Origin of the sequence: Pseudotabrizicola sp. L79 (assembly GCF_036553525.1) — a bacterium.
Taxonomy (GTDB): domain Bacteria; phylum Pseudomonadota; class Alphaproteobacteria; order Rhodobacterales; family Rhodobacteraceae; genus Pseudotabrizicola.
Genome location: NZ_JAZHDA010000052.1, coordinates 21577 through 44603, shown reverse-complemented (window position 1 = coordinate 44603; position 23027 = coordinate 21577). Strand labels below are relative to the sequence as shown.

The window sequence follows — 23027 nt, the reverse complement described above, 5'->3', positions numbered from 1 at the left end:
GTGATGCGGGCTTTGGTGCTGAGCCTGTGCCTTGGCCTGGCTGGTCCTGCCATGGCGCAGGACCAGACCTTGGCCGATATTCGTGCCGAACTGGTGTCGCTGGCGGGTGAATTCAACGCGCTGAAAGCAGAGCTGGTGCAAACAGGGGCTGCCGGCACGGGTGTTGCCGGGGCCTCGGCTTTGGAGCGGATGGATACGCTGGAGGCGGAACTGTCGCGGTTGACGGCCAAGGCCGAACAGATCGAGTTGCGCCTGAACCGGGTGGTCAGCGATGGCACCAACCGGCTGGGCGATCTTGAGTTTCGGCTGTGCGAGGTGACCCCCGGTTGTGACATCGGCGCCATTGGCACCACGCCGCTCTTGGGGGGCGATACTGGGACGGGATCAACCGACCCCAATGCCGCCCCGCCTGTCGTGATTGGTGAAACCACCCCACCGCCTGCGGGGGCCGAGCTTGCTATCGGCGAACAGACGGATTTTGACCGGGCCAAGGGGGTGCTCGGTCAGGGTGACTTTCGCACCGCCGCAGACCTCTTTGCGGCCTTTACCCAATCCTATCCTGGCTCGCCGCTGACCCAAGAGGCGCATTACCTGCGCGGTGAGGCGCTGTCTCAGGCGGGCGACACGGCGAATGCCGCGCGCGCCTATCTCGAGGCCTTCTCGGGCCAGCCGGATGGCAATTTTGCCGCCGACAGTTTGCTGAAACTGGGCGAATCGCTGGGTGCCTTGGGCCAGACGCCCGAAGCCTGCGTCACCCTGGGCGAAGTGGGGGTGCGGTTTCCGGGCAGCATGGCCGCCACGCAGGCAAGTGTGGCGATGACAGGGCTTGCCTGTCAGTGAGTGACGCGGCCACGACCGCGCCAGAAGACAATGATCTTTTGCGCGATGTGGCCGCCGCTTGTGCGGCCTTTGCACCCGAACACCCCGGCCCGTTGCCGGTGGGCGTGGCCGTGTCGGGGGGCGGGGATTCCCTTGCCCTGCTGCATCTGATGCACCGCGTTGCACCGCTGTCGGGCCTGCGATTGCAGGCCGCTACGGTGGATCATGGCCTGCGCCCGGCTTCGGCCACCGAAGCCGCGACGGTGGGCCGGATCTGCGCCGGTTTGGGCATTTCGCATGACACTTTGCTGTGGGCCGGGCCGGCACAGACGGGCAATCTGATGGATCAGGCCCGTCGCGCCCGTCTGTCGCTGATCGCGGATTGGGCGCGGGCGCGGGGCATCAGCCATGTGGTTCTGGGCCACACCGCCGATGATCAGGCCGAAAGCTTTTTGATGAACCTGTCCCGATCTGCGGGGCTGGAGGGGCTGTCGGGCATGCGTCTTGCGTGGCAGGAACAGGGCGTTCACTGGGCGCGGCCCCTGTGCGGTCACGGGCGGCAGGTCTTGCGCGATTATTTGCGCCGCCACAACCTGCGCTGGATCGACGACCCCACCAATGACGACCCCAGCTATGCACGGGTGCGGGCCCGGCAGGCCCTGGCCGCCCTGCGCCCGCTTGGCATTACGGTTCAGGCCGTCACCCGTAGCATGGCCAATCTGGCCATGGCCGACAGTGCCCTGGTGCAGGCCACAGCCGCCGCCGCGGCCGAGGCCGAGGAGCGGGCGGGCAGCCTGTGGTTGCCGGGGCCATCCCTGTGGGCCCTGCCGCCCGAGTTGCGCCGCCGCCTGCTGAACGGGGCGCTGCGTTGGATGAATGGGGCCAGCTATCCCCCCCGCGCCGACCAACTGGCGCGGCTTGAGACGGCTTTGGCCCAAGGCCGGGCCGTCACCTTGGCCGGGGTGCAATTTCGCCACGGCCCCGATCAGATCACCCTGACCCGAGAGCCCCGCGCCGTGATGGGGCCAGTGCCTGTTGGTGCGCTGTGGGACCATCGCTGGCGGGTCACCTCGGCCGCTGCGGGGCAGGTCTGCGCGCTTGGGGCCCAGGGCCTGCGCCAGGTGCCGGATTGGCGCGCGACGGGTGTGGCACGGGCAGCGGCGCTGGTCTCGCCTGCCATCTGGCAAGAGGATCGGCTGGTTTCTGCCCCGATTCTGGGTTTCGGGGCGGCTGCTTGTGCGACAATCACGCCCTCTTTCCAGAGATTCCTGTTATCGCATTGAACCCGGGCCTGAACTGTCTATCTTAGGGCCAAGAACGCAGGCGGTCGCGGACCGCGCGCATGTGAGGAGACACTTCGTGGGTAACGCACGAAATATAGCATTTTGGGTCGTTCTGTTTCTGTTGATTCTGGCGCTGTTCAACCTGTTCAACACCAACGGAACCACGACCGCGTCGCGCACGATTTCCTATTCGGATTTTGTGTCGCGGGTTGATGCCGGGCAGGTATCCAGCGCCGAGATTGATGGCGAACGGGTTCTGGTGCGCTCGACCGATGGCAATCAATACACCGCCGTCATTCCACAGGGCACCGACATCACCGCCCAGCTGATCGAAAAGGGCGTTGAAGTGCGCGCTGTGGCGCAAGAGCAATCGGGCTTCTTGTCGCTGATTTCGCTGTGGCTGCCGTTTATCGTGCTGATTGGCATCTGGATTTTCTTCATGAACCGGATGCAGGGCGGGGGCCGTGGCGGTGCCATGGGCTTTGGCAAAAGCCGGGCCAAGCTGCTGACCGAAAAGCAGGGCCGCGTCACCTTTGACGATGTGGCCGGTATCGACGAAGCCAAGGAAGAGCTGGAAGAGATCGTTGAATTCCTGCGCAACCCGCAGAAGTTCAGCCGTTTGGGGGGCAAGATCCCCAAGGGCGCCTTGCTGGTTGGCCCGCCCGGCACGGGTAAAACGCTGTTGGCCCGCGCCATTGCGGGCGAGGCGGGCGTGCCTTTCTTTACCATTTCGGGGTCTGACTTTGTGGAAATGTTCGTCGGCGTTGGCGCAAGCCGCGTGCGCGACATGTTCGAACAGGCCAAGAAGAATGCACCGTGCATCGTCTTCATCGACGAAATTGACGCCGTGGGTCGTGCCCGTGGTGTTGGCATGGGCGGCGGCAATGACGAACGCGAGCAGACGTTGAACCAGTTGCTGGTTGAAATGGACGGGTTTGAGGCGAATGAAGGCGTGATCATCATCGCCGCCACCAACCGCAAAGACGTGCTGGACCCTGCGCTGTTGCGCCCCGGTCGTTTTGACCGTCAGGTCACGGTGTCGAACCCCGATATCAAGGGCCGCGAAAAGATTTTGGGCGTTCATGCCCGCAAGGTGCCCTTGGGGCCGGATGTCGATCTGCGCACCGTTGCACGCGGCACACCGGGCTTTTCGGGTGCGGATCTGATGAACCTTGTCAACGAAGCGGCCCTGATGGCCGCCCGCATTGGCCGCCGGTTCGTGACGGCCGAAGATTTCGACAAGGCGCGCGACAAGGTGCTGATGGGCCCCGAGCGGCGTTCGATGGTCATGTCGGAAGAAGAAAAGTCGATGACGGCCTATCACGAAGCCGGTCACGCCCTGTTGGGCATGCTGCTGCCCAAGCACGACCCGATTCACAAGGCAACGATCATCCCGCGCGGTCAGGCCCTTGGCATGGTGCAGCCGCTGCCGGAAAGCGACCGGCTGAGCTGGCACAAGGATGAGATGGAGCAGCGCATTGCCATGGCCATGGCCGGCAAGGCCGCAGAAATCTATAAGTTCGGGCCGGAAAGCGTTTCGGGCGGTGCGGCCAATGACATCATGCAGGCGTCGCAAATGGCCCGGATGATGGTCATGCGGCTGGGGATGTCTGACAAGGTGGGCAATGTCGATTACCGCGAGGCTGCCGAAGGCTATCAGGGCAACACCGGTGGCTTCTCGGTTTCGGCCAAGACCAAGGAAACCATCGAACTGGAAGTGAAGCGGATCATCGACGAAGGCTACAATCTGGCGTTCAAGACCATCTCTGACAATGCGCAACAGTTTGAAAACATTGCCCAGGGTCTGCTGGAATATGAAACCCTGACCGGGGATGAGTTGAAAAAGATCATCGCAGGCGAACCCTTGGGAGGCCCTGATGATGACGATGGCAACGAAAGCTCGGGGCTGAGTGCGATTGCATCCATTCCCAAGACCAAACCCAAAGCGCCGAAAGGCGGGATGGAGCCTGAGCCGACGGCCTGATCTCGTCCCCACGGCAAGACCTGACCCCGAAACCTGCCAAGGTTTCGGGGTTTGCATTTGAGAGATCCGATTTTCGGCAAGAGGTGTGATGCAATGCCAGCCCTGAAACCCACCGCCTTTACTGGCAAGATCGTCTGGCTGGGCCTTGTGCGCGACCGCGAGGCGCGGCTAGAGGCCGAGCCGCTGGACAGCCTGCGCGCCACCTTTGCAGGCCCCGAGGGCGAGGCGCATGGCGGACTGACCCGGCCATCCTGCAGCCGCGTGACAGGCCAATACAAGCGCGGGACGATCATTCGCAACACGCGGCAGTTTTCGGTGCTGTCGGCCGAAGACCTGGCCCTTATCGCGGCGAAAATGGGCATTTCCGCCCTGGACCCTGCCTTGGTGGGGGCCACGATGGTGATCGAGGGTATCCCTGATCTGACGCATCTGCCGCCGTCCAGCCGGTTGCAGGCACAGGGCGGAGCGACACTGGTGGTCGATATGGAAAACCGCCCCTGCACATTGCCTGCCCGCCCAATTGAAACGGCGCATCCCGGCTTTGGTGCGAAGTTCAAGGCCGCAGCCAAGGGGCGGCGGGGTGTGACGGCCTGGGTCGAAGCCGAGGGTCTGTTGCAGGTGGGGCAGGCCGTGACCTTGCACATTCCCGATCAGCCGGTCTGGGCACATCTTGATACGGCGCGCAACGGATAGCGGGGCCGGCTTTCGCACTGCGCGCCTCGGGATGTCTCGGGCGGTTCCGATCGGAAACGTGCTTGGGCGAAAAACGAATGTTTCAGGTCGGAAATGCGCCTTTACGACGCAGGCACTGCCGCTATCACGGGGGCAACCGGGGGAGGATGCCCGGCAGGAACACGCCCGAGGGAGACGGACATGGCCTTCAAGACCGATATCGAGATTGCACGCGAAGCGAAAAAAAAGCCGATCATGGAGATTGGGGCCGCGCTTGGAATCCCGCATGAGCATTTGTTGCCCTATGGCCATGACAAGGCCAAAGTCGGGCAAGAGTTCATCAAATCACTTCACGGCAAGCCCGATGGCAAGCTGATCCTTGTCACCGCGATCAACCCGACCCCGGCCGGCGAAGGCAAGACCACCACCACCGTGGGGCTTGGCGATGGTCTGAACCGGATCGGCAAGAAAGCCGTCATTTGCATCCGCGAAGCCAGCCTTGGCCCGAACTTTGGCATGAAGGGCGGGGCCGCAGGCGGCGGCATGGCCCAAGTCGTGCCGATGGAAGAGATGAACCTGCATTTCACCGGCGATTTCCACGCCATCACCAGCGCCCACAACCTGCTGTCGGCGATGATCGACAACCATATCTATTGGGGCAATGGCCTTGGCATTGACGAGCGCCGTGTGGTGTGGCGCCGCGTGATGGATATGAACGACCGCGCGCTGCGTGACATCGTCACCTCGCTGGGGGGCGTATCAAACGGGTTCCCGCGTCAGACCGGTTTTGACATCACGGTTGCGTCGGAAGTGATGGCGATCTTGTGCCTGTCGAAGGATCTGGACGATCTGCAAAAGCGCCTTGGCGACATCGTCGTGGCCTATACCCGCGACAAGACCCCGATCTATTGCCGCGACATCAAGGCAGATGGGGCAATGACCGTGCTGCTGAAAGATGCGATGCAGCCCAACCTTGTGCAGACGTTGGAAAACAACCCGGCCTTTGTGCATGGCGGGCCCTTTGCCAATATCGCCCATGGCTGCAACTCGGTGATTGCCACCACCACCGCGCTGAAGCTGGGCGAATATGTGGTGACCGAAGCTGGTTTCGGGGCCGATCTGGGGGCCGAAAAGTTCTTTGACATCAAGTGCCGCAAGGCGGGGCTGAAGCCTGCGGCGGCGGTGATCGTGGCCACGGTGCGCGCGATGAAGATGAACGGCGGTGTGGCCAAGGCCGATCTGGGCGCCGAGAATGTGGATGCGGTCAAGAAGGGCTGCCCGAACCTTGGCCGCCATATCGCGAATGTGAAATCCTTTGGCGTGCCGGTCGTTGTGGCGATCAACCATTTCTACAGCGACACCGATGCCGAGGTGGAGGCCGTGAAGGCCTATGTCGCGGCTCAGGGTGCCGAGGCGATCTTGTGCAAGCATTGGGCCAAGGGGTCTGAAGGGATCGAGGATCTGGCGAAAAAGGTGGTGCAACTGGCGGAATCCGGGGCCAGCCACTTTGCCCCGCTTTACCCCGATGAGATGCCGTTGTTCCAAAAGATCGAAACCATCGCCAAGCGCATCTATCACGCCGATGAAGTGCTGGCCGACAAGTCGATCCGCGACCAGTTGAAAACATGGGAAGCCGCCGGTTACGGCCATCTGCCCATCTGCATGGCGAAAACCCAGTATTCCTTCTCGACCGACCCCAACCTGCGCGGTGCGCCCACGGGCCATTCGGTGCCGGTGCGCGAAGTGCGTCTGTCGGCGGGGGCTGGGTTCATCGTGGCCATTTGCGGAGAGATCATGACGATGCCGGGCCTGCCCAAAGTGCCCTCAGCCGAGGTGATCCGGCTGAACGATCAGGGCTTTGTCGAAGGTCTGTTCTAAGCGGTGCGGCTGGGGCGAAAGCCCGCGTTGCCCTTTGGCGGCTGCCCCCTTATCTGGGGGGCAGTTCAGCAGGAGATACCGATGCGCAAGCCAGCCGAATGTGAAACGATGGGGCATATCCGGGCCGAGATCGACCGTCTTGACGAAGATCTGGTCCGGCTGTTGGCCGAACGGGCGGGCTATATCGACCGGGCGGCCGAGATTAAGGCCAAGGTCGATCTGCCGGCGCGGATTGATGACCGGGTCGAGCAGGTGGTGCAAAACGTGCGCCGCCATGCGGGCCATTATGGCCTGCCGCCCGATCTGGTGGAAAAACTGTGGCGGCGTCTGATCGACTGGTCAATCGCCCGTGAAGAAAACCGGCTGGGGCCGGATACGTTGCGAAAGGGCTAAGGCATGCATGGGGCGCGGGTGGTCTGGACCTCGACGGGCGACTTTGCCCAGGGTCAGTATTCGCGCGCCCATGAATGGCAATTCGACGGTGGCGCCGTTGTCGCGGCCTCGGCATCACCTGCCATCGTGCCTGTGCCGTTTTCAAATCCCGAAGGGGTTGACCCAGAAGAGGCTTTTGTTGCGTCCTTGTCGTCCTGCCACATGCTGTGGTTTCTGGATCTGGCCCGCCGCGGCGGTTTTGTGGCTGATGGCTATGAAGATGACGCCTTTGGCCAGATGGGGCGGGTGGCAGGCAAGCTGTGCATCACCCGCGTAACCCTGCGGCCCCGGGTAAAGTGGCGCATCGCGCCATCTGCGGCAGAAGAGGCCGCCTTGCACCACGCCGCGCATGACGAATGCTTTATCGCGCAGTCGGTCAGGGCCGAGATTGTCATCGATTTGGAAGGCGACCATGACCGCAACACTGATTGACGGGCGCGCCATCGCGGCGCGGATGCAGGCCGAGACAAAGGCCGAGGCGGAAACCCTGGCGACCAAGGGTTGGGCACCGCGTCTGGTCTCGATCTCGGTTGGCGATGTGGCCGCAGCCGAGCTGTATGTGCGCAACCAGCAGCGTCAGGCCGAGGCGGCCGGCGTGGCCTTTGAGGCGCGCAATTACCCAACCGACATCAGCCTGGAGCAATTGACCGGCGTGCTGGCGGGCCTGAACGCTGATCCGCGCGTCAATGGCATCATCATCCAGCGTCCCTTGCCCGCGCATATTCCGGTCAAGGCGCTGCAAAAGGCCGTGCATCCGTTGAAAGATGTGGAAGGGATGCATCCGTCGTCGATTGGCAATATCGTTTACAACGACCTTGCCCTTGGCCCCTGCACCGCTGTGGCTGCGGTGGAAATTCTGAAAACCCTGCCGTTAAAGGTTGAGGGCCTGGATGTCTGCGTGATCGGGCATTCTGAAATCGTCGGCAAGCCGATTGCCTTTCTGATGATGGGGTTGGGGGCCACCGTGACGGTGTGCCATCACATGACCCGGCAGGTTGCGGTGCATTCGCGTGCGGCCGATGCGGTGTTCGTGGCGGTTGGCAAGCCGGGCCTTGTGCGGGGTGACATGCTGAAACCGGGGGCCGCGCTGATTGACATCGGGATCAACCGGGTTGACGGGCCAAATGGCCCGCGCACGGTGGGGGATGCCGATTTTGAAAGCTGTGCTGCCACGGCGGGCTGGATCACGCCCGTGCCGGGCGGTGTGGGGCCGGTGACGGTGGCCATCCTGATGAAGAATGCCGTTCTGGCGACACGGATGCAAATGAACCATTATCGCGCCGCTTTTGCGGCGGCTGGCTGAAAGGAACGTAAACATGACCGCAGTGGTGATTGACGGCAAGGCATTCGCGGCCAAGGTGCGGGCGCAAGTGGCCGCCCATGTGGCCCGCCTGCGCGAAGAGCAGGGGCTGACGCCGGGCCTTGCTGTGGTGCTGGTGGGGGAAGATCCGGCCAGTCAGGTCTATGTGCGCAACAAGGGCACGCAGACGGTGGAAGTGGGCATGAACAGCTATGAACACAAGCTGCCCGCCGACACGTCAGAGGCCGATCTGCTGGCGTTGATTGCACGGCTGAACGCCGATCCGGCCGTGCATGGCATTCTGGTGCAACTGCCCCTGCCGGGGCATCTGAACAGCGATCTTGTGATCAACTCGATCGACCCGGCCAAGGATGTGGACGGGTTCCATATCTCGAACGTGGGCCTGTTGGGCACGGGGCAAAAGTCGATGGTGCCCTGCACGCCGCTGGGGTGCCTGATGATGCTGCGCGACCATCACGGCAGCCTTGCCGGGCTGAATGCGGTTGTGGTGGGCCGGTCGAACATCGTCGGCAAGCCGATGGCGCAGCTTTTGCTGGGCGACAGCTGCACCGTGACCATCGCGCACAGCCGCACCAAGGATCTGGCCGAGGTCTGCCGTCGCGCCGATATTCTGGTGGCCGCAGTTGGCCGGCCCGAGATGATCACGGGCGATATGGTCAAGCCCGGGGCCACGGTGATTGACGTGGGCATCAACCGCATCGAGCGGGATGGCAAGGCAAAGCTGGTGGGCGATGTGCACTATGCCAGTGCTGCCGATGTGGCCGGTGCCATCACCCCGGTGCCGGGGGGGGTTGGGCCGATGACGATTGCCTGTCTTTTGGCCAATACGCTGACCGCCTGCTGTCGCGCCAATGCCCTGCCCGAACCAAAAGGCCTGACAGCCTGACGCCTGCGGGCACGGCGGCAACAGTCTAAGCATTTGCTACCAAAGGCTTCTTGCGAAGTTTTTGGTGGCCATCTATGTCAGATGCATAGTTTGTAATTCGTGCCGGGACGTGCATGAAAGCGTTTATGGTTTCCCTGCGGTCTGATTTGAAATCGGGCCTTCCCTTTGTCATCTGGCTGACGTTGACCCTGGTCAGCAGCCTTGCTGGCCCGTTTGATACCTACCGCGTTTTGGATTTTCCGCTGCGCTTTGCCTTTTGGGCCATGATCGTCGGCATGGGCGTGGTTCTGGGCATGCTGCTGCGGGCGCTGGTCTTCGGGGTCTGGAACGTCAAAAGCCTGACCGTCGGATCGCCGATCATTGCCCTGATTCTGGCGCTGATCTTTCCTCCGATTGTGCATCTGATCCTGCTGGTTCCGGCGTTTCAAACCGATGCGCCGTTGCCCAGCTGGCTAGAGATCGCCAGTTTTACCGCCCTGTGTTCGCTGACGGTTGGGGCCTTTCGCGGCGTGACAGATCAAATGGGCGAGGCCTTTGCCGAGCCAGAGAGCCCCATGCCAAGCGACGCGGCGGCCACATTTGCCCCGCGCCTTTTTGACCGCCTGCCCGATGCGCAGCGTGGCGATCTTTTGTCAATCTCGGTGCGGGATCACTATGTCGATGTGCGCACCACGGCTGGAACCACCAGCCTGTTGTTGCGGCTGTCAGATGCGATTGCGGAAACCGATGGGCTGGATGGGGCGCAGGTGCATCGGTCGCATTGGGTGGCCTGGCCGGCGGTTGTTGCGGCGGCGAAAGTGGGGGGCAAACTGGTGCTGACCCTGCAGGATGGCACCACCATTCCCGTCAGCAAGACCTATCGTGCCTTGGTCGAGGAACGTGGCATCGGCACGGCCAGCACCCTGCCAGCGGTGCAGGCCAAGGCGATAGAGTCTGGGGCCATCAGCCCCGACAAAGCCGGGTCAAACGACCACAGCCCGCCGGTATAGGCGCCATAGGCGGGCAGGATCATCCGCTTGGCATCCACCAGAAAGCAGCGGTGCGCTTGCCCGGCCAATCGCAGCTTGGGGTGATAATGGCCTGAAATCTCGGCCATTTCGTTGGGTTCTGCAATATGGCGAAAGGTCAGGGGGGGGCGTTTTACCTGGGCCAGATGGGTGCCTGCAATGTTCAGTGGCCCGGCATCATGATTGCCCGCCACCCAAACCCAGTTGCGCCCGGCAATCAGGCGGATCAGCCACAGGCGATCTGTCTCGTCAAGGCCATCAAGGGCGGCAGAATCGTCGAAACTGTCGCCCAGGCAGATGATCGTGGTCGCGTCTGTTGCGGTCAGATCGGCCTCAAGCCGTGACAGGGTGGCGCGGGTTTCATAGGGGGGCAGCAAGGTGCCGCCCCGGCGGGCCAGCCGTTCGGATTTGCCAAGGTGCAGGTCTGACACACAAAGCAACCCCTGCGCAGGCCAGAACAGCGCGCCCGAGGGCAGGCAGTGCAGGGTTTCGGTGTGGAAGGTCAGGCTGTGATGCATGGGCGAGGCTTGCCAAGGACAGGCGGCCTTGGCAAGGGGGTGATGTTGGGCCTAGGTCAGCCCCGCGGCGGCCATCAGCTTTTCAGCTTCGGCCTGCACCAGCCTGTCGCGGCCCTGACCGTGCACGGGAATGCGGCCGGGTTCCAGAAACAAGGGGGCAGCCAGCGGGGTGATGCGCGAAAGGCGTTTAAGATCAATGCTGTTGATACGGGCCAGCAGGTCTTCGATGCGCGAAAAGTCGATCAGACCGCGCATCGCCTCTTCGCGGGTGATGCTGAGCAGCAGGTGGTCGGGGTCGTATTTGCGCAAGGTGTCGTACAGGATGTCAGAGGAAAACGTCGCCTGCCGCCCCGATTTGCGTCGGCCCTGATGGCTGCGCTCGATCAGCCCTGCGATGATGGCGACGCTGCGAAAACTGCGTTTCATCAAGGCGTTACCGGCCAGCCAACTGTCCAGCTGGGCGCGCAGGCGGGCCAGATCGAACAGCGGTTCGGCATCGGTGACGGGATCAAGGCCCCAGATCAGGGTGGCGTAATCGGTGGCAACAAAACCCAGCGGGGCAAGGCCCTGTTCTTCCATGGTTTTCGTGATCAGCAGCCCAAGCGTCTGCTGGGCATTGCGGCCGGCAAAGCCGTAGATGACCAGATGTTCGCGCCCGTCATGGGGAAAGCTTTCCAGCAGCAGGCTGTCGCGGTCGGGCAGGCGGGAAACCTTGCGTTGCAGGGCCAGCCATTGGGCGGTGTGGGCGGGCAGGTCGGGCCAGTGATCTTGTTGGAAAATATCAAGAATCCGGTGGGTCAGCAGGGTTGATGTCGCAAATTTCGTGCCGTTGAACGTGGCCACTTTGGGGTCACGCCCAGGTTGGCGGGTGACCTCGACCGTCATTTCGGCCAACCCTTCATAGCGCACCACCTGACCGCCGATCAGAAAGGTGTCACCGGGGGTCAGGGTGGCGGCGAAGGCTTCCTCGACCTCGCCCAGAGGGGTGCCGCCAAAGCGACCCTTGAGGCGAACCTTGAGCGTTTCGGTGTCGATGATGGTGCCAAGGTTCTGCCGGATCACCGCGGCGCTGCGCGGATCGCGCAGATGCCACAGGCCATTGGTCTGTTTCAGGCGTTGCCATTTGTCATAGGCGCGCAGGGCATAGCCGCCGGTGGCCACAAAATCTAGTGTCTGATCAAAGGCCGCCCGCGACAGGTTGCGGTATGGCCCGGCCGTCTTGACCTGATGATAAAGGCTGGTCTCATCAAAGGGGCCAGCACAGGCCGTCATCAGGATATGTTGGCACAAAACGTCACGCGGGCCGGGACCGCGAGGTTCGCCATCCAGGGTGCGGGCGCGGACAGCATCAAGGGCGGCTTTGCATTCGACCACCTCGAACCGGTTGGCGGGCACCAGCAGGGCCTTGGACGGGGCGTTGTAGCGGTGATTGGCGCGGCCGATCCTTTGCACAAGACGTTTCACATTCTTGGGCGCGCCGACCTGCACCACCAGATCGACATCGCCCCAGTCGATGCCCAGATCCAGCGAGCCGGTGCAGACGACGGCCCGAAGCGCGCCCGTGGCCATCGCCGCTTCAACCTTTTCGCGCTGTTCGCGGGCAAGGCTGCCGTGATGAATGCCGATGGGCAGGCTGTCTTCGTTTTGTAGCCAGAGGTCGTGAAAAAACAGTTCCGCCTGTGCGCGGGTGTTGTGAAAGATCAGCGTTGTGCGATGCGCCTTGATTTCATTGAGGATTTCGGGGATCGCATAGCGCCCGCCCCCCCCCGCCCAAGGCGGTGGGGTGGGGGTTTCCAGCATGGAAATATCGGGGTCGGGCCCCGGATCGGCCTGAACGATCTGGGTATCTGGCGCCAGAAAGCGGGCCAGTGCAGGCGGGTCTTCGACGGTGGCGGAAAGCCCGATGCGGCGCAGGTTCGGGGCCAGCGATTGCAGGCGTGCCAACAGCAGGGTCAGTTGGTCGCCGCGCTTGGATTCCGCAAGGGCATGGATTTCGTCGATGATCACCCGCTGCAATGATGCAAAAATTCTTGTGGAATCTTCGTAACTTAGCAGCAGGGCAAGGCTTTCGGGCGTGGTCAGCAGGATATGGGGCGGATCGGCCCTTTGGCGGCGGCGTTGGGTATAGGTGGTGTCGCCCGTGCGATCTTCGACCCGGATGGGCAGGCCCGCGCCGTCAATCGGGTTGCGCAGGTTGCGGCGGATGTCTGATGTCAGCGCCTTGAGCGGCGAGATATAGAGGGTGTGCAGCCCTGATTTCGGATTTTCCGTTATTTCTGAGAGGCTTGGCAGAAACCCCGCCAGCGTTTTGCCGCCGCCCGTGGGGGCGATCAGCAGCGTGGCGGGGGCCTGTGACTGCGCCAGCATCTGCCGTTGATGGGGGTGCAGATCCCAGCCCCGTGCGGAAAACCAGTTGGAAAGGGGGGTGGGAAGCGTGACCATGGGCCAAGGGTAGCGGGGCGGGGCGCAAGGTCAACGGGGCGTGGTGACGGCGTGGTCTATCCGTGGTTTATCTGTGGTGCATCTGTGGTCACAGCCGTGACACGGTGCCTTGGCGCGGTTGCGACGCCGATTTGGCTTGCCCTGCCCCCGGCGCGGGCCTAATCGGGGCGGTATGCGGATACTTTTCTTGGGCGATGTGATGGGACGGGCGGGGCGTGCAGCGGTGGCGGCACGGCTGCCCAAGCTGCGTGCCGATTGGGGTCTGGATTTCGTGGTGGTCAATGGCGAGAACGCGACGAGCGGCGCCGGGCTTTCGGGCGACCATGCCAAGCTGATCCTGGAGGCCGGGGCCGATTGCATCACGCTGGGTGATCATGCCTTTGACCAGAAAGACATGCTGAGTTTCATCGAGCAGGAGCCGCGCATCATCCGGCCCCTGAATTTCAGCAAAGTGGCCCCGGGCAAGGGCGCGCGGGTGTTTACGGCCACGCAGGGGCGGCGGGTTCTGGTGACGCAGGTGCTGGGGCAGGTGTTCATGAAGCGCCCGTTCGATGACCCGTTCAGCGCAACCGAGGCGGTGCTGAAAAGCCATGCCTTGGGCGCGGCGGTGCAGGCCGCGGTGGTGGATGTGCATGCCGAGGCGACCAGCGAGAAGATGGCGATGGGCCATTGGTGCGATGGCATGGCCAGTCTGGTGGTGGGCACGCATACCCATGTGCCAACGGGTGATGCGCAGATCATGACCAAGGGCACGGCCTATCTGACCGATGCGGGCATGTGCGGCGATTACAACAGCGTGATCGGGATGGAAAAGCTGGAGCCGTTGCGGCGGTTTGTCACCGGGATGCCGAAAGCGCGGTTTGAGCCCGCGGCAGGTGAGGCGACGCTGTCGGGCGTGTTTGTGGAAACCGACGACAAGACCGGGCGCGCCCTGCGGGTGCGGATGATCCGGGTGGGTGGTCGTTTGGAAGAGGCCACGCCTTGAGCGGACGCAGGCTGGACCTTGCGGTGTTGGTGCTGTTGGGTCTGGGCTGGGGCTTTACCCAGCCGACCGGCAAGATGGCCACGGCAACGGGGCATGGGCCGTTCGGGCTGATCTTTTGGCAATTGGTGATCTGCGTTCTGGTGTTGGGGGCGATCACACGGTTGCGCGGGCGGGGGCTGATGCTGACCCGCCCGGCCCTGACCTTTGCGGTGGTGGTGGCGGTGCTGGGCACGCTGGTGCCCAATGCAACCTTTTACATCAGCGTGGCGCGGTTGCCTTCGGCGGTGATGTCGATTCTGATCTCGACCATTCCGATGATGGCCTTTGGGATTGCGATGCTGCTGGGGGCGGATCGGTTTTCGCTGCGGCGCGTGGCCGGGTTGGGGCTGGGGCTGGCGGGCGTGGTCTTGCTGGCGGCGCCGGGGGCGGGTGTCTGGGCGGCGGGTTTGGTGGCGTTTCTGCCGCTGGCACTGGTGGGGCCGCTGTTTTACGCGATGGAATCGAATTATGTGGCCCGCGTCGGGATGGCGGGGATGGATGCGGTGCAGGCCATGTTCATGGCCAGTCTGGTGGGCATGGTGTTGTGTCTGCCACTGGCGCTGGCTTCGGGGCAGATGTTCAATCCCTTGGCCGATTTTGGCCGCCCCGAACTGGCGCTGATTGCATCCAGTGTGGTGCATGGCCTGTGCTATGCGGGTTATGTCTGGTTGGCGGCGCGCGCAGGGGCGGTTTTTGCGGCGCAATGTTCCTATCTGGTGACGGGGGCGGGCGTTCTTTGGGCAGTTGTGCTTTTGGGCGAGCAGTTGCAACCGCAGGCCTTGGTTTCGCTTGTCTTGATGCTGGCCGGTGTGGCATTGGTCAAGCCGCGTGAGGCGGTCCGGGCGAATGCAGTCTGAGGTCTTGGCGGCATTCGCGTGGCGGCCGCAGTCTGGGAGGCGGTATGTTCGGATTTGAACTGGCGGCGGAATGGCAGCCTTGGGTGGCACTGGCGATCTTGCTGGTGATGTTCACCATGTTTGTGCTGGAAACCTATCCTGTCGAGGTGGTGGCGCTGGCCGGGGCTGCGGCCATGCTGGTGCTGGGCATCCTGCCGGTGGCCGATGCGGTGGATGTGCTGTCGAACCCTGCGCCCTGGACCATCGTGATGATGTTTCTGGTGATGGGCGGGCTGGTGCGGACCGGGTCGGTTGACATGGTGATCCGCATGGCTGAACGGAATGTGGGCAACCGGCCGCGCACCACGATTCTGGTGCTGTTCACCTTTGTCGCCATTGCCTCGGCCTTCATGAACAACACGCCCCTGGTGGCGGTGATGATTCCGGTGGTGATTCAGATGGCGGCGCGCATTGGTGTGGCGCCGTCGAAGATGCTGATCCCTTTGTCTTACATGACGATCATGGGGGGCATGCTGACGCTGATCGGCACCTCGACCAACCTGTTGGTGGACGGGGTGGTGCGCGCCAAGGGGATGGAGCATTTCGGGATTTTCGAGATCATGCCGCTGGGCATTGCCGTGACGGTGGTGGGCGGGCTGTTTCTGGGGCTGTTTGCCAACAAGCTGTTGCCCGACCGGCAGTCGATGGGGGTGCTGCTGTCGGACCGCAAGAAGATGAAATATTTCACCGAGGTCGCGGTGCCCGAGGATTCGGCGCTGGTGGGCCAGAAGGTGATGGAGGTCGATCTGTTCAAGCGTGATGGCGTGCGGGTGATCGACGTGTTGCGCGGCGATGCCAGCCTGCGGCGCGAGTTGGGGCCGGTGGTTCTGGAAGCGGGCGACCGGGTGGTTTTGCGCACGGAAATGACCGAACTCTTGGGCTTGCAGGCGCGCAAGGATGTGCAACTGGTGGACAAGCTGTCCTCTACCCGGACCGAAACGGTGGAGGTGCTGATCAGCCCCGGCTGCCGGATGGAGGGGCGGCGCTTGGGCGATCTGCGCCTGCGGCGGCGCTATGGCGTTTATGTGCTGGCCGCGCATCGGCGCAATCAGAACATCGGCCGGCAATTGGATGATCTGGTGGTGCGGGTGGGCGATACCCTGCTGCTGGAAGGTGCGATCGAGGATATTCAGCGGCTGGCGGCCGATCAGGATCTGGTTGACATCAGCCGCCCGGCGCTGCGGGCGTTTCGGCGTGAAAAGGCCCCGATTGCGCTGTTGGGGCTGTTGGGCATCGTGGGTCTTTCGGCGCTGAACATGGCGCCGATCCTGGCGCTGGGCGTGGTGGCGGTGGCGATCATCCTGATCACCCGCTGCATTGATGCCGATGAGGCGTTTTCATTCGTCGATGGCCGTCTGCTGGGCATGATCTTTGCCATGCTGGCGGTGGGGCAGGGGCTGGATCATTCCGGCGCGGTGACGGTGATCGTAAATGCGGTGGGCCCGCTGATGGCCGGGCTGCCGCCGTTTCTGATGATCTTGGCGGTGTATTTTCTGGGCCTGTTGCTGACCGAATTCCTGTCGAACAATGCGGTGGCGGTGATCTTTACCCCGATTGCCATTGAACTGGGCCTGTCTTTGGGCATGGACCCGCGGCCCTTTGCGGTGGCGGTGATGTTTTCAGCCTCGGTCGCCTTTGCGACGCCGGTGGGGTATCAGACCAATATGATGGTCTATGGGCCGGGGGGCTATCGGTTCTCGGATTACTTCCGGGTGGGGATTCCGCTGAATATCATCACCGGGTTGGTGGCCTCGGCCCTGATCCCGCTGATCTGGCCGCTGTAGGAGCTGGTTATGAAGATGATCTTGCCTGTGATGCTGGTGGTGGCGGGCTGTGTCGGCGCGCCTATGGGCCAAGTGGTGCCGCAAGAGGCGCGGTTGTCACAGACCCTGCTGACGCTGGTGCTGTCGGATGGCACGGTGTGCCGGGCCGATTGGCGTGCGGCGCCGGTGGGGCGGCTGGAAAGCTGTGGGCCGGGATATGGCTATGCGGTGCGCGAGATCGAGAACCCCAATATCCTGCGCCAGATCTGGACGGGGATCACTTCTGCCCTTGGGGCGGAAGGGGCGGTGCCGCCCTTGGCCGAAGTGGTGATCACCGATCCGGCGGGCGTGGATACGGTTTTTGCCTCGCCCCCGCCAGTGCCCGAGATCGACTGACCCCCGGACAATTGGCCCCCTACAGCTTACCCCGGTGGGTGGCTTGCAGCCGGGGGCGGGGCTGGTGTAAGGGAACCCGTTATCAGAACAGGTTTCAGGAGCAGGCATCATGGCGGGCCATTCCAAATGGGCGAATATCCAGCACCGTAAGGGCAAGCAGGACAAACTGCGCTCGAAGATGTTTTCCAAGCTGGCGAAGGAAATCACCGTCGCGGCCAAGATGGGCCTGCCTGACCCTGATATGAACCCGCGTCTGCGTCTGGCGATCAAGGCGGCCAAGGCCGTGTCGATGCCCAAGGATGTGATCGACCGCGCGATCAAGAAATCGCAGATGGGGGATGCGGGCGATTACACCGAGATCCGCTATGAAGGTTATGGCGTCAACGGGATTGCGATCATCGTCGAGGCGTTGACCGACAACCTGAACCGCACGGCATCGAACGTGCGGTCGTATTTCACCAAATCGGGCGGCAATCTGGGCACCACCGGATCGGTGGCGCACAGCTTTGACCGGGTGGGCGAGATTTCCTATCCGGCGGCGGTTGGATCGGCGGATGACGTGATGATGGCCGCGCTGGAGGCTGGCGCGGATGATGTCGAGAGTGATGAGGACGGCCACTGGATCTATTGCCAGGTCGAGGCGCTGTCGGAAGTGTCGGATGCGTTGGAAAAGGCTTTGGGGGAATCGACCGAGTCGAAGCTGATCTGGAAGCCGCAGAGCCGCACCGAGGTGGATCTGGAAACCGCGCAAAAGCTGATGCGGTTGATTGATCTGCTGGAAGAAGATGACGACGTGCAGACCGTGACGCACAATTTTGATGTGCCCGAAGAGGTGGCTGCGCAGTTGGAGTGACCGCGGATTTTTTGAAAAATCCGCACAAATTTTTTGGAAAAAATTTGCCGCCCGGCTGGCATGGCGTTGCTTTGCCGGGCCGGGCCTTGCATTTCGGCACGGGGCGGCCTATGTAACTCGTGCAAAGCTTCTTCTCTTTCGGTCTTCTGTCTGCTTCGGCCCACAGTCACTCGATCTAGACGACTCTCGGCCGGGCCACCGCATGCTGTGGGTGGCGCTACTTACAGGAGATCTCACGATGGCCAAAGGCACCGTGAAATGGTTCAACGCAACTAAAGGTTTCGGCTTTATCGCACCGGAAGGTGGGTCGAAGGACGTGTTCGTGCACATCACCGCTTTGGAGCGTGCTGGTCTGCGCGGTCTGAATGACGGCCAGGCCGTTCAGTTCGATCTGGAAAAAGACCGCAATGGTCGCGAATCGGCCACCAACCTGTCGCTGGCATAAGCCAAGCGCCGGTTCGGCATTGAAACGGGGGTGGCGCAAGCTGCCCCCGTTTTCTTTTACGCCTCAGGCTTGCAGGATCAGGCCAAGGGCGATCAGCCACATTGTCAGGCCGATGGCCAGTTCCAGCACCACCCAAGCGCGGGGATTGGCAAAGAGAGGTGCCAGAAGGCGGGCGCCAAAGCCAAGGGCCGAGAAGAACGACAGGCTGCCAAGGGCGGCGGCGGCCCCGAAGGCCCAGTGATGCGGTGCATACTGTGCGCTGATCGCCCCCAGCAGCACCACGGTATCAAGATAGACATGCGGGTTGGCCCAGGTCAGCACCAGGCAGGTGGCCAAGGTGGCGCGCAGGCTGGTGGTGCGGCCGGGGGCGGGCATCAGCGACTCTCCGCCGCGCAGGGCTGCACGAAAGCGCAGTGCGCCATAAGCGATCAGAAACGCGGCCCCGGCGTAAAGCATGGCGGTGGTCAGCCAGGGCGCCATGGCGGCAAGGCTGTCGAACCCGGCAACGCCAAGGGTGATCAACAGCGCATCCGACACGGCGCAGGTCAGCACCACGGGCCAGACATGGTCACGGCGCAGGCCCTGACGCAGGACAAAGGCGTTTTGCGCGCCGATGGCGGCGATCAGGGACAGGGCGGTCAGGTATCCGGCGACGGCGGCGTTGAGCATGGGTGTCCTGCGGGTTTGGGCTGCGGCTTGACTTAGGCCATGGGGCGTGGATCAATCCAGTTTATCTTTCTGATCATGGATAAGGAAAACTGATGTTCGATCCGGCCCAATTGGCGGCGCTTGTGGCGGTGCATCGGCGTGGATCGTTTGATCTGGCGGCGGCCGAGTTGGGGGTGACGCAATCGGCGGTGTCGCAGCGGCTGCGGGCGCTGGAAGAGCGGGTGGGCACGCTGCTGATCCGGCGCGGGACGCCCAGTGTGGCGACCGAAGCGGGGCTGCGGCTGATCCGGCATCATGACGAAGTGGCGCTGCTGGCGCGCGATGTGGCGGCGGCCCTGGGGGCAGGCGAGGCGCGGGCGGCGGTTGTTCGGGTGGCGGTGAATGCCGACAGTCTGGCAACCTGGGTGTTGCCGGCGCTGGCCGAGGTGCCGGGGGTGTTGTTCGATCTGGTGATCGACGATCAGGATTTTTCGCAAGACTGGCTGCGACGCGGTGAGGTTGTGGCGGCGGTGACGGCGCATCCGGGGCCGTTGCAGGGCTGTGACACACGGCCTTTGGGGGCCTTGCGCTATCGGGCCACGGCCTCGCCTGCCTATATGGCGCGCTGGTTTCCCGACGGTGTGACGGCGGCGGCGGTGGCGCGGGCCCCGGCGCTGACCTTTTCCGACAAGGATCGGTTGCAGGTGGCATGGGTCGAGGCGCGGGGCATGGGCGCGCGGGCGGGGTTTCCGTCGCATCGGCTGGCGTCGTCGCAAGGCTTTGTCGAGGCCTGTGTTCTGGGCTTGGGCTGGGGGCTGAACCCCGAGCCGTTGGTGGCCGGGCATCTGGCGGCGGGGCGGTTGGTTGAGCTGGTGCCAGATACGGCGCTGGATGTGGCGCTGCACTGGCAATTTGCGCGGCTGACGGCCGGGGTGATTGCGCCGCTGACCCGGGCGATGCGGGCGGCGGCGGGGCGGGTGTTGATTTGCGACGGGTTGTGACGGATACAATCGCGGCCTTGTCTTGCCGCGCGGCGCAACGCAGGGTGCGGCCATGGCTGCCGAACCCTTTGTCCCCGCCCAACAGAACCCGCTGCATGGCATCTTGTGGATGCTGGCCTCGGGCCTGAGTTTTGTGGCCGTGACCGGGGTGGTGCGGTCGCTGGGCACGGATCTTCCGGCGGCGCAATCGGCCTTTATCCGCTTTGCCTGGGGGGCCGTGTTTTTGCTGCCCACCTTGCTGGGGGTGTTGCGCGCAGGCATGCCGGTGGCGGTGTGGCGGCTGCATCTGGGGCGCGGTGTGCTGCATGTGGCTGCGGTGATCTTTTGGTTTTACGCCATGGCCCGCATCCCGGTGGCCGAGGTGACGGCGATTGGCTATCTGAATCCGGTGTTGCTGACCGTGGGGACGGCGGTGTTTCTGGGCGAAAAGCTGGCGGCGCGGCGGATGGCGGCGATTGGTGTGGCGCTGATCGGGGCGCTGATTGTGCTGCGCCCCGGCCTGCGTGAGGTGACGGACGGGCATCTGAGCCAGATCGGCGCGGCCTGCTGTTTTGCCGGATCCTATCTGTTTGCCAAGCGCTTGTCGGCGCTGGTGGGGGCGGGGCAGGCGGTGGCGGTCTTGTCGCTGGTGGTGACGCTGGGGCTGGCCCCTTTGGCCTGGTGGGTTTGGGTGCCGATCAGCCTGGCGCAGGTGGCCTGGTTGGCGGTGGTGGCGGCCTGTGCCACGCTGGGGCATTACTGCATGAGCCGGGCCTTTGCCGTGGCCCCTGTGGCGGTGACACAACCGGTGGTGTTCTTGCAACTGGTTTGGGCCACGATCTTGGGGGCGGTTGCCTTTGCCGAGCCGGTGGACCCCTTTGTTTTGCTGGGTGGCGGGGTGATCGTGGCGGCGGTCAGCTATATCACCTGGCGTGAGGCTGTGCTGCGGCGCCGTGCGGCCAAGCCAGATGTTCCGGCGATCTGACACTTACTCCCGCGTGCCACCCGATGGTCTGCGAGCGCTGCTGAATTGCTGCGATGCGGCAAATTTGCCCTTGCCATTTGTGGCGCATTGGTGCCCTTTGGCGCAATAATGTTGCGAGAGGTCGAATCAATGACGCAAGCTGCCCGCCCCTATCGGTCTGTTCTGTATATTCCCGGCTCGAAAGAGCGGGCGTTGGAAAAGGCGATGACGCTGGCGGCTGATGCGATCATCTTTGATCTGGAAGATGCCGTGGCCCCCGATGAAAAGGTGAACGCGCGGGCGATCCTGGCGCAGGCGCTGAACGGTGACTATGGCAACCGCGCGCGGATCGTGCGGATCAATGGTTTGGACACGCCTTGGGGGCGCGAGGATGCCGCGGCCTTTGCCGATCACGCGGGCGTTGATGCGCTTTTGATCCCCAAGGTCAGCCAGGCCAGCGATCTGGAGGCGGTGGCCGCCATTGCCCCGGAAAAGCCGCTTTGGGCCATGATGGAAACCGCCCTTGGCATGTTGAATGCGGCGGACATTGCCCGCCATCCCCGCTTGCAAGGCATGGTGATGGGCACCAATGATCTGGCCAAGGAACTGGGCAGCCGGTTCCGCGCCGACCGCATTCCCATGCAGACCGGCCTTGGCCTGTGCCTGCTGGCGGCCCGCGCCCATGGCCGGGTGATCGTCGATGGGGTCTATAACGCCTTTAAGGATGAAGACGGCCTGCGCGCCGAATGCGAACAGGGGCGCGACATGGGGTTCGATGGCAAGACGCTGATTCACCCTTTGCAGTTGGAGATTGCCAACACTGCCTTTGCCCCGTCTGAGGCCGAGGTGGATCTGGCCCGGCGCCAGATCGCGGCCTATGATGCCGCCATTGCCGCCGGTCAGGCCGTGGCCGTGGTGGATGGCAAGATCGTCGAGAACCTGCATGTGGCTACGGCAAAACAGATGCTGGCCAAGGCCGAGGCGATTGCAGCCATGGCCGAATAGGGCCATGGTGCAGGCTGGTAGCCAAAGGTTCAAACCATGACATTGATCATTCTTGGCGTCGCCCTGTGGTGGGCTGCGCATTTCTTCAAGCGGATTGCCCCAGAGGCCCGTGCCCGGATGGGCGAGGCGGGCAAGGGTGCGGTGGCAGTGGCGATCATGCTGTCGGTCGTGCTGATGGTGGTTGGCTATCATGGTGTGACGCATATTGATGTCTGGTATCCGCCCAGCTTTCTGACCCATGTGAACAATCTGCTGATGCTGCTGGCGTTCTATTTCTACGCGGCATCGGGCATGAAAACGGCCATCACCCGCAAGGTGCGCCACCCGCAGTTGACGGGGTTCAAGACATGGGCTGTGGCCCATTTGCTGGTGAATGGCGATCTGGCCTCGATCTTGCTGTTTGGCGGTTTGCTGGCCTGGGCGGTGGTTGAGGTGATTGTGATCAATCGCGCCCAGCCGAACTGGACACGGCCTGCGCCTGTGCCGGTTTCGAAAGAGATCATGGCTGTTGTCGGGGCGGTTGTGGTGACGGTGGTCATCATGCTGATCCACAACTGGCTGGGCGTTCAGCCCTGGGGGTAAGCGGTGCGGTTGTATCGGTTCTTGTCTGACGACGACACCTCGGCCTTTTGTCACAAGGTGACGGCGGCGCTGAACAAGGGGTGGGAATTGCACGGCCCCCCCACTTATGCCTTTGACGCGGCCCGTGGCGTGATGCGCTGCGGGCAGGCGGTGACCAAAGAGGTGCCGGGCACCTATACGCCAGAGATCAAGCTGGGCGCGCAATAGGCGGCGCCCGCCGCAAGGAGAA

Annotated in this window: 23 protein-coding genes and 1 pseudogene; 21 read left to right on the top strand and 3 right to left on the bottom strand. The window is 63.2% G+C overall.

The features are described 5' to 3' along the window. Positions 1-3 precede the first annotated feature (3 nt). From ybgF to V3C85_RS13310, 10 genes and pseudogenes are all read left to right on the top strand, one after another. Positions 4-840, top strand: a complete 837-nt coding sequence (gene ybgF, locus V3C85_RS13355; RefSeq protein ID WP_331795620.1) for a tol-pal system protein YbgF — start codon at positions 4-6, stop codon at positions 838-840. After that, positions 837-2102 (top strand): tRNA lysidine(34) synthetase TilS, encoded by a 1266-nt coding sequence (gene tilS / locus V3C85_RS13350; RefSeq protein WP_331795619.1) that lies wholly within the window; start codon positions 837-839, stop codon positions 2100-2102. Before ybgF ends, tilS begins: the two co-directional genes overlap by 4 nt. Positions 2103-2178: 76 nt before the next feature. Continuing rightward, on the top strand, positions 2179-4086 hold the full coding sequence (gene ftsH, locus V3C85_RS13345; RefSeq protein ID WP_331795618.1) for an ATP-dependent zinc metalloprotease FtsH: 1908 nt from the start codon (positions 2179-2181) through the stop codon (positions 4084-4086). A 93-nt stretch (positions 4087-4179) separates the two neighbouring features. Further along, positions 4180-4779: an MOSC domain-containing protein gene (locus V3C85_RS13340; RefSeq protein ID WP_331795617.1), complete on the top strand. Its 600-nt coding sequence runs from the start codon at positions 4180-4182 to the stop codon at positions 4777-4779. Positions 4780-4959: 180 nt separating this feature from the next. Further along, entirely contained in the window at positions 4960-6636 is a 1677-nt protein-coding gene (locus V3C85_RS13335) for a formate--tetrahydrofolate ligase (RefSeq protein ID WP_331795616.1), read from the top strand. An 81-nt stretch (positions 6637-6717) separates the two neighbouring features. Continuing rightward, entirely contained in the window at positions 6718-7029 is a 312-nt protein-coding gene (locus V3C85_RS13330) for a chorismate mutase (RefSeq protein WP_331795615.1), read from the top strand. A gap of 3 nt (positions 7030-7032) precedes the next feature. Continuing rightward, entirely contained in the window at positions 7033-7500 is a 468-nt protein-coding gene (locus V3C85_RS13325) for an OsmC family protein (RefSeq protein ID WP_331795614.1), read from the top strand. After that, positions 7481-8371: a bifunctional 5,10-methylenetetrahydrofolate dehydrogenase/5,10-methenyltetrahydrofolate cyclohydrolase gene (locus tag V3C85_RS13320; protein ID WP_331795613.1), complete on the top strand. Its 891-nt coding sequence runs from the start codon at positions 7481-7483 to the stop codon at positions 8369-8371. The genes V3C85_RS13325 and V3C85_RS13320 overlap by 20 nt, the downstream gene beginning before the upstream one ends. Before the next feature lie 13 nt (positions 8372-8384). Further along, the gene (gene folD, locus V3C85_RS13315; RefSeq protein WP_331795612.1) at positions 8385-9275 is read left to right on the top strand and encodes a bifunctional methylenetetrahydrofolate dehydrogenase/methenyltetrahydrofolate cyclohydrolase FolD; all 891 of its coding nucleotides are present in this window, start codon (positions 8385-8387) and stop codon (positions 9273-9275) included. Positions 9276-9388: 113 nt separating this feature from the next. Beyond that, a pseudogene (locus V3C85_RS13310) lies at positions 9389-10093 on the top strand (hypothetical protein); the annotation flags it as partial. A 38-nt stretch (positions 10094-10131) separates the two neighbouring features. On the opposite strand, the gene pdeM reads toward V3C85_RS13310, so the two are convergent. Further along, positions 10132-10800: a ligase-associated DNA damage response endonuclease PdeM gene (gene pdeM / locus V3C85_RS13305; protein ID WP_331795611.1), complete on the bottom strand. Its 669-nt coding sequence runs from the start codon at positions 10798-10800 to the stop codon at positions 10132-10134. Positions 10801-10851: 51 nt separating this feature from the next. Then, on the bottom strand, positions 10852-13242 hold the full coding sequence (locus V3C85_RS13300; RefSeq protein ID WP_331795610.1) for a ligase-associated DNA damage response DEXH box helicase: 2391 nt from the start codon (positions 13240-13242) through the stop codon (positions 10852-10854). A gap of 172 nt (positions 13243-13414) precedes the next feature. Between V3C85_RS13300 and V3C85_RS13295 the strand changes: the two genes are divergently transcribed. From V3C85_RS13295 to V3C85_RS13270, 6 genes are all read left to right on the top strand, one after another. After that, positions 13415-14227: a TIGR00282 family metallophosphoesterase gene (locus V3C85_RS13295; protein WP_331795609.1), complete on the top strand. Its 813-nt coding sequence runs from the start codon at positions 13415-13417 to the stop codon at positions 14225-14227. Beyond that, positions 14224-15123, top strand: coding sequence for a DMT family transporter (locus tag V3C85_RS13290; protein ID WP_331795608.1), 900 nt, complete (start codon positions 14224-14226; stop codon positions 15121-15123). The genes V3C85_RS13295 and V3C85_RS13290 overlap by 4 nt, the downstream gene beginning before the upstream one ends. A 44-nt stretch (positions 15124-15167) precedes the next feature. Beyond that, positions 15168-16946, top strand: a complete 1779-nt coding sequence (locus V3C85_RS13285) for an SLC13 family permease (RefSeq protein ID WP_331795607.1) — start codon at positions 15168-15170, stop codon at positions 16944-16946. Between the two features lie 9 nt (positions 16947-16955). Next, positions 16956-17321 (top strand): hypothetical protein, encoded by a 366-nt coding sequence (locus tag V3C85_RS13280; RefSeq protein WP_331795606.1) that lies wholly within the window; start codon positions 16956-16958, stop codon positions 17319-17321. Between the two features lie 109 nt (positions 17322-17430). Further along, a complete protein-coding gene (locus V3C85_RS13275) occupies positions 17431-18174 on the top strand; it encodes a YebC/PmpR family DNA-binding transcriptional regulator (protein WP_331795605.1) in 744 nt (247 codons plus the stop codon). 238 nt (positions 18175-18412) lie between these two features. Then, positions 18413-18619, top strand: coding sequence for a cold-shock protein (locus tag V3C85_RS13270; protein WP_331795604.1), 207 nt, complete (start codon positions 18413-18415; stop codon positions 18617-18619). Positions 18620-18682: 63 nt separating this feature from the next. On the opposite strand, the gene V3C85_RS13265 is transcribed toward V3C85_RS13270, so the two are convergent. Beyond that, positions 18683-19288, bottom strand: a complete 606-nt coding sequence (locus tag V3C85_RS13265; RefSeq protein ID WP_331795603.1) for a LysE/ArgO family amino acid transporter — start codon at positions 19286-19288, stop codon at positions 18683-18685. Positions 19289-19377: 89 nt separating this feature from the next. On the opposite strand from V3C85_RS13265, the gene V3C85_RS13260 reads away from it, so the two are divergent. From V3C85_RS13260 to V3C85_RS13240, 5 genes are all read left to right on the top strand, one after another. Further along, positions 19378-20268 (top strand): LysR family transcriptional regulator ArgP, encoded by an 891-nt coding sequence (locus V3C85_RS13260; protein WP_331796028.1) that lies wholly within the window; start codon positions 19378-19380, stop codon positions 20266-20268. Between the two features lie 52 nt (positions 20269-20320). Then, positions 20321-21232 (top strand): DMT family transporter, encoded by a 912-nt coding sequence (locus V3C85_RS13255; RefSeq protein WP_331795602.1) that lies wholly within the window; start codon positions 20321-20323, stop codon positions 21230-21232. A gap of 129 nt (positions 21233-21361) precedes the next feature. Then, positions 21362-22216, top strand: a complete 855-nt coding sequence (locus V3C85_RS13250) for an HpcH/HpaI aldolase/citrate lyase family protein (RefSeq protein WP_331795601.1) — start codon at positions 21362-21364, stop codon at positions 22214-22216. A 36-nt stretch (positions 22217-22252) separates the two neighbouring features. Continuing rightward, positions 22253-22798: an NnrU family protein gene (locus V3C85_RS13245; RefSeq protein WP_331795600.1), complete on the top strand. Its 546-nt coding sequence runs from the start codon at positions 22253-22255 to the stop codon at positions 22796-22798. 3 nt (positions 22799-22801) lie between these two features. Then, positions 22802-23005, top strand: a complete 204-nt coding sequence (locus V3C85_RS13240; protein WP_331795599.1) for a DUF1737 domain-containing protein — start codon at positions 22802-22804, stop codon at positions 23003-23005. Positions 23006-23027 lie beyond the last annotated feature (22 nt).

What these genes read in the sequence shown, in the direction of transcription:
- ybgF (WP_331795620.1), top strand. Translation starts at nt 4, where the DNA reads ATGCGGGCTTTGGTGCTGAGCCTGTGCCTTGGCCTGGCTGGTCCTGCC.
- V3C85_RS13340 (WP_331795617.1), top strand. Translation starts at nt 4,180, where the DNA reads ATGCCAGCCCTGAAACCCACCGCCTTTACTGGCAAGATCGTCTGGCTG.
- V3C85_RS13335 (WP_331795616.1), top strand. Translation starts at nt 4,960, where the DNA reads ATGGCCTTCAAGACCGATATCGAGATTGCACGCGAAGCGAAAAAAAAG.
- V3C85_RS13330 (WP_331795615.1), top strand. Translation starts at nt 6,718, where the DNA reads ATGCGCAAGCCAGCCGAATGTGAAACGATGGGGCATATCCGGGCCGAG.
- V3C85_RS13325 (WP_331795614.1), top strand. Translation starts at nt 7,033, where the DNA reads ATGCATGGGGCGCGGGTGGTCTGGACCTCGACGGGCGACTTTGCCCAG.
- V3C85_RS13320 (WP_331795613.1), top strand. Translation starts at nt 7,481, where the DNA reads ATGACCGCAACACTGATTGACGGGCGCGCCATCGCGGCGCGGATGCAG.
- folD (WP_331795612.1), top strand. Translation starts at nt 8,385, where the DNA reads ATGACCGCAGTGGTGATTGACGGCAAGGCATTCGCGGCCAAGGTGCGG.
- pdeM (WP_331795611.1), bottom strand. Translation starts at nt 10,800, where the DNA reads ATGCATCACAGCCTGACCTTCCACACCGAAACCCTGCACTGCCTGCCC.
- V3C85_RS13300 (WP_331795610.1), bottom strand. Translation starts at nt 13,242, where the DNA reads ATGGTCACGCTTCCCACCCCCCTTTCCAACTGGTTTTCCGCACGGGGC.
- V3C85_RS13295 (WP_331795609.1), top strand. Translation starts at nt 13,415, where the DNA reads ATGCGGATACTTTTCTTGGGCGATGTGATGGGACGGGCGGGGCGTGCA.
- V3C85_RS13285 (WP_331795607.1), top strand. Translation starts at nt 15,168, where the DNA reads ATGTTCGGATTTGAACTGGCGGCGGAATGGCAGCCTTGGGTGGCACTG.
- V3C85_RS13280 (WP_331795606.1), top strand. Translation starts at nt 16,956, where the DNA reads ATGAAGATGATCTTGCCTGTGATGCTGGTGGTGGCGGGCTGTGTCGGC.
- V3C85_RS13275 (WP_331795605.1), top strand. Translation starts at nt 17,431, where the DNA reads ATGGCGGGCCATTCCAAATGGGCGAATATCCAGCACCGTAAGGGCAAG.
- V3C85_RS13270 (WP_331795604.1), top strand. Translation starts at nt 18,413, where the DNA reads ATGGCCAAAGGCACCGTGAAATGGTTCAACGCAACTAAAGGTTTCGGC.
- V3C85_RS13265 (WP_331795603.1), bottom strand. Translation starts at nt 19,288, where the DNA reads ATGCTCAACGCCGCCGTCGCCGGATACCTGACCGCCCTGTCCCTGATC.
- V3C85_RS13255 (WP_331795602.1), top strand. Translation starts at nt 20,321, where the DNA reads ATGGCTGCCGAACCCTTTGTCCCCGCCCAACAGAACCCGCTGCATGGC.
- V3C85_RS13250 (WP_331795601.1), top strand. Translation starts at nt 21,362, where the DNA reads ATGACGCAAGCTGCCCGCCCCTATCGGTCTGTTCTGTATATTCCCGGC.
- V3C85_RS13245 (WP_331795600.1), top strand. Translation starts at nt 22,253, where the DNA reads ATGACATTGATCATTCTTGGCGTCGCCCTGTGGTGGGCTGCGCATTTC.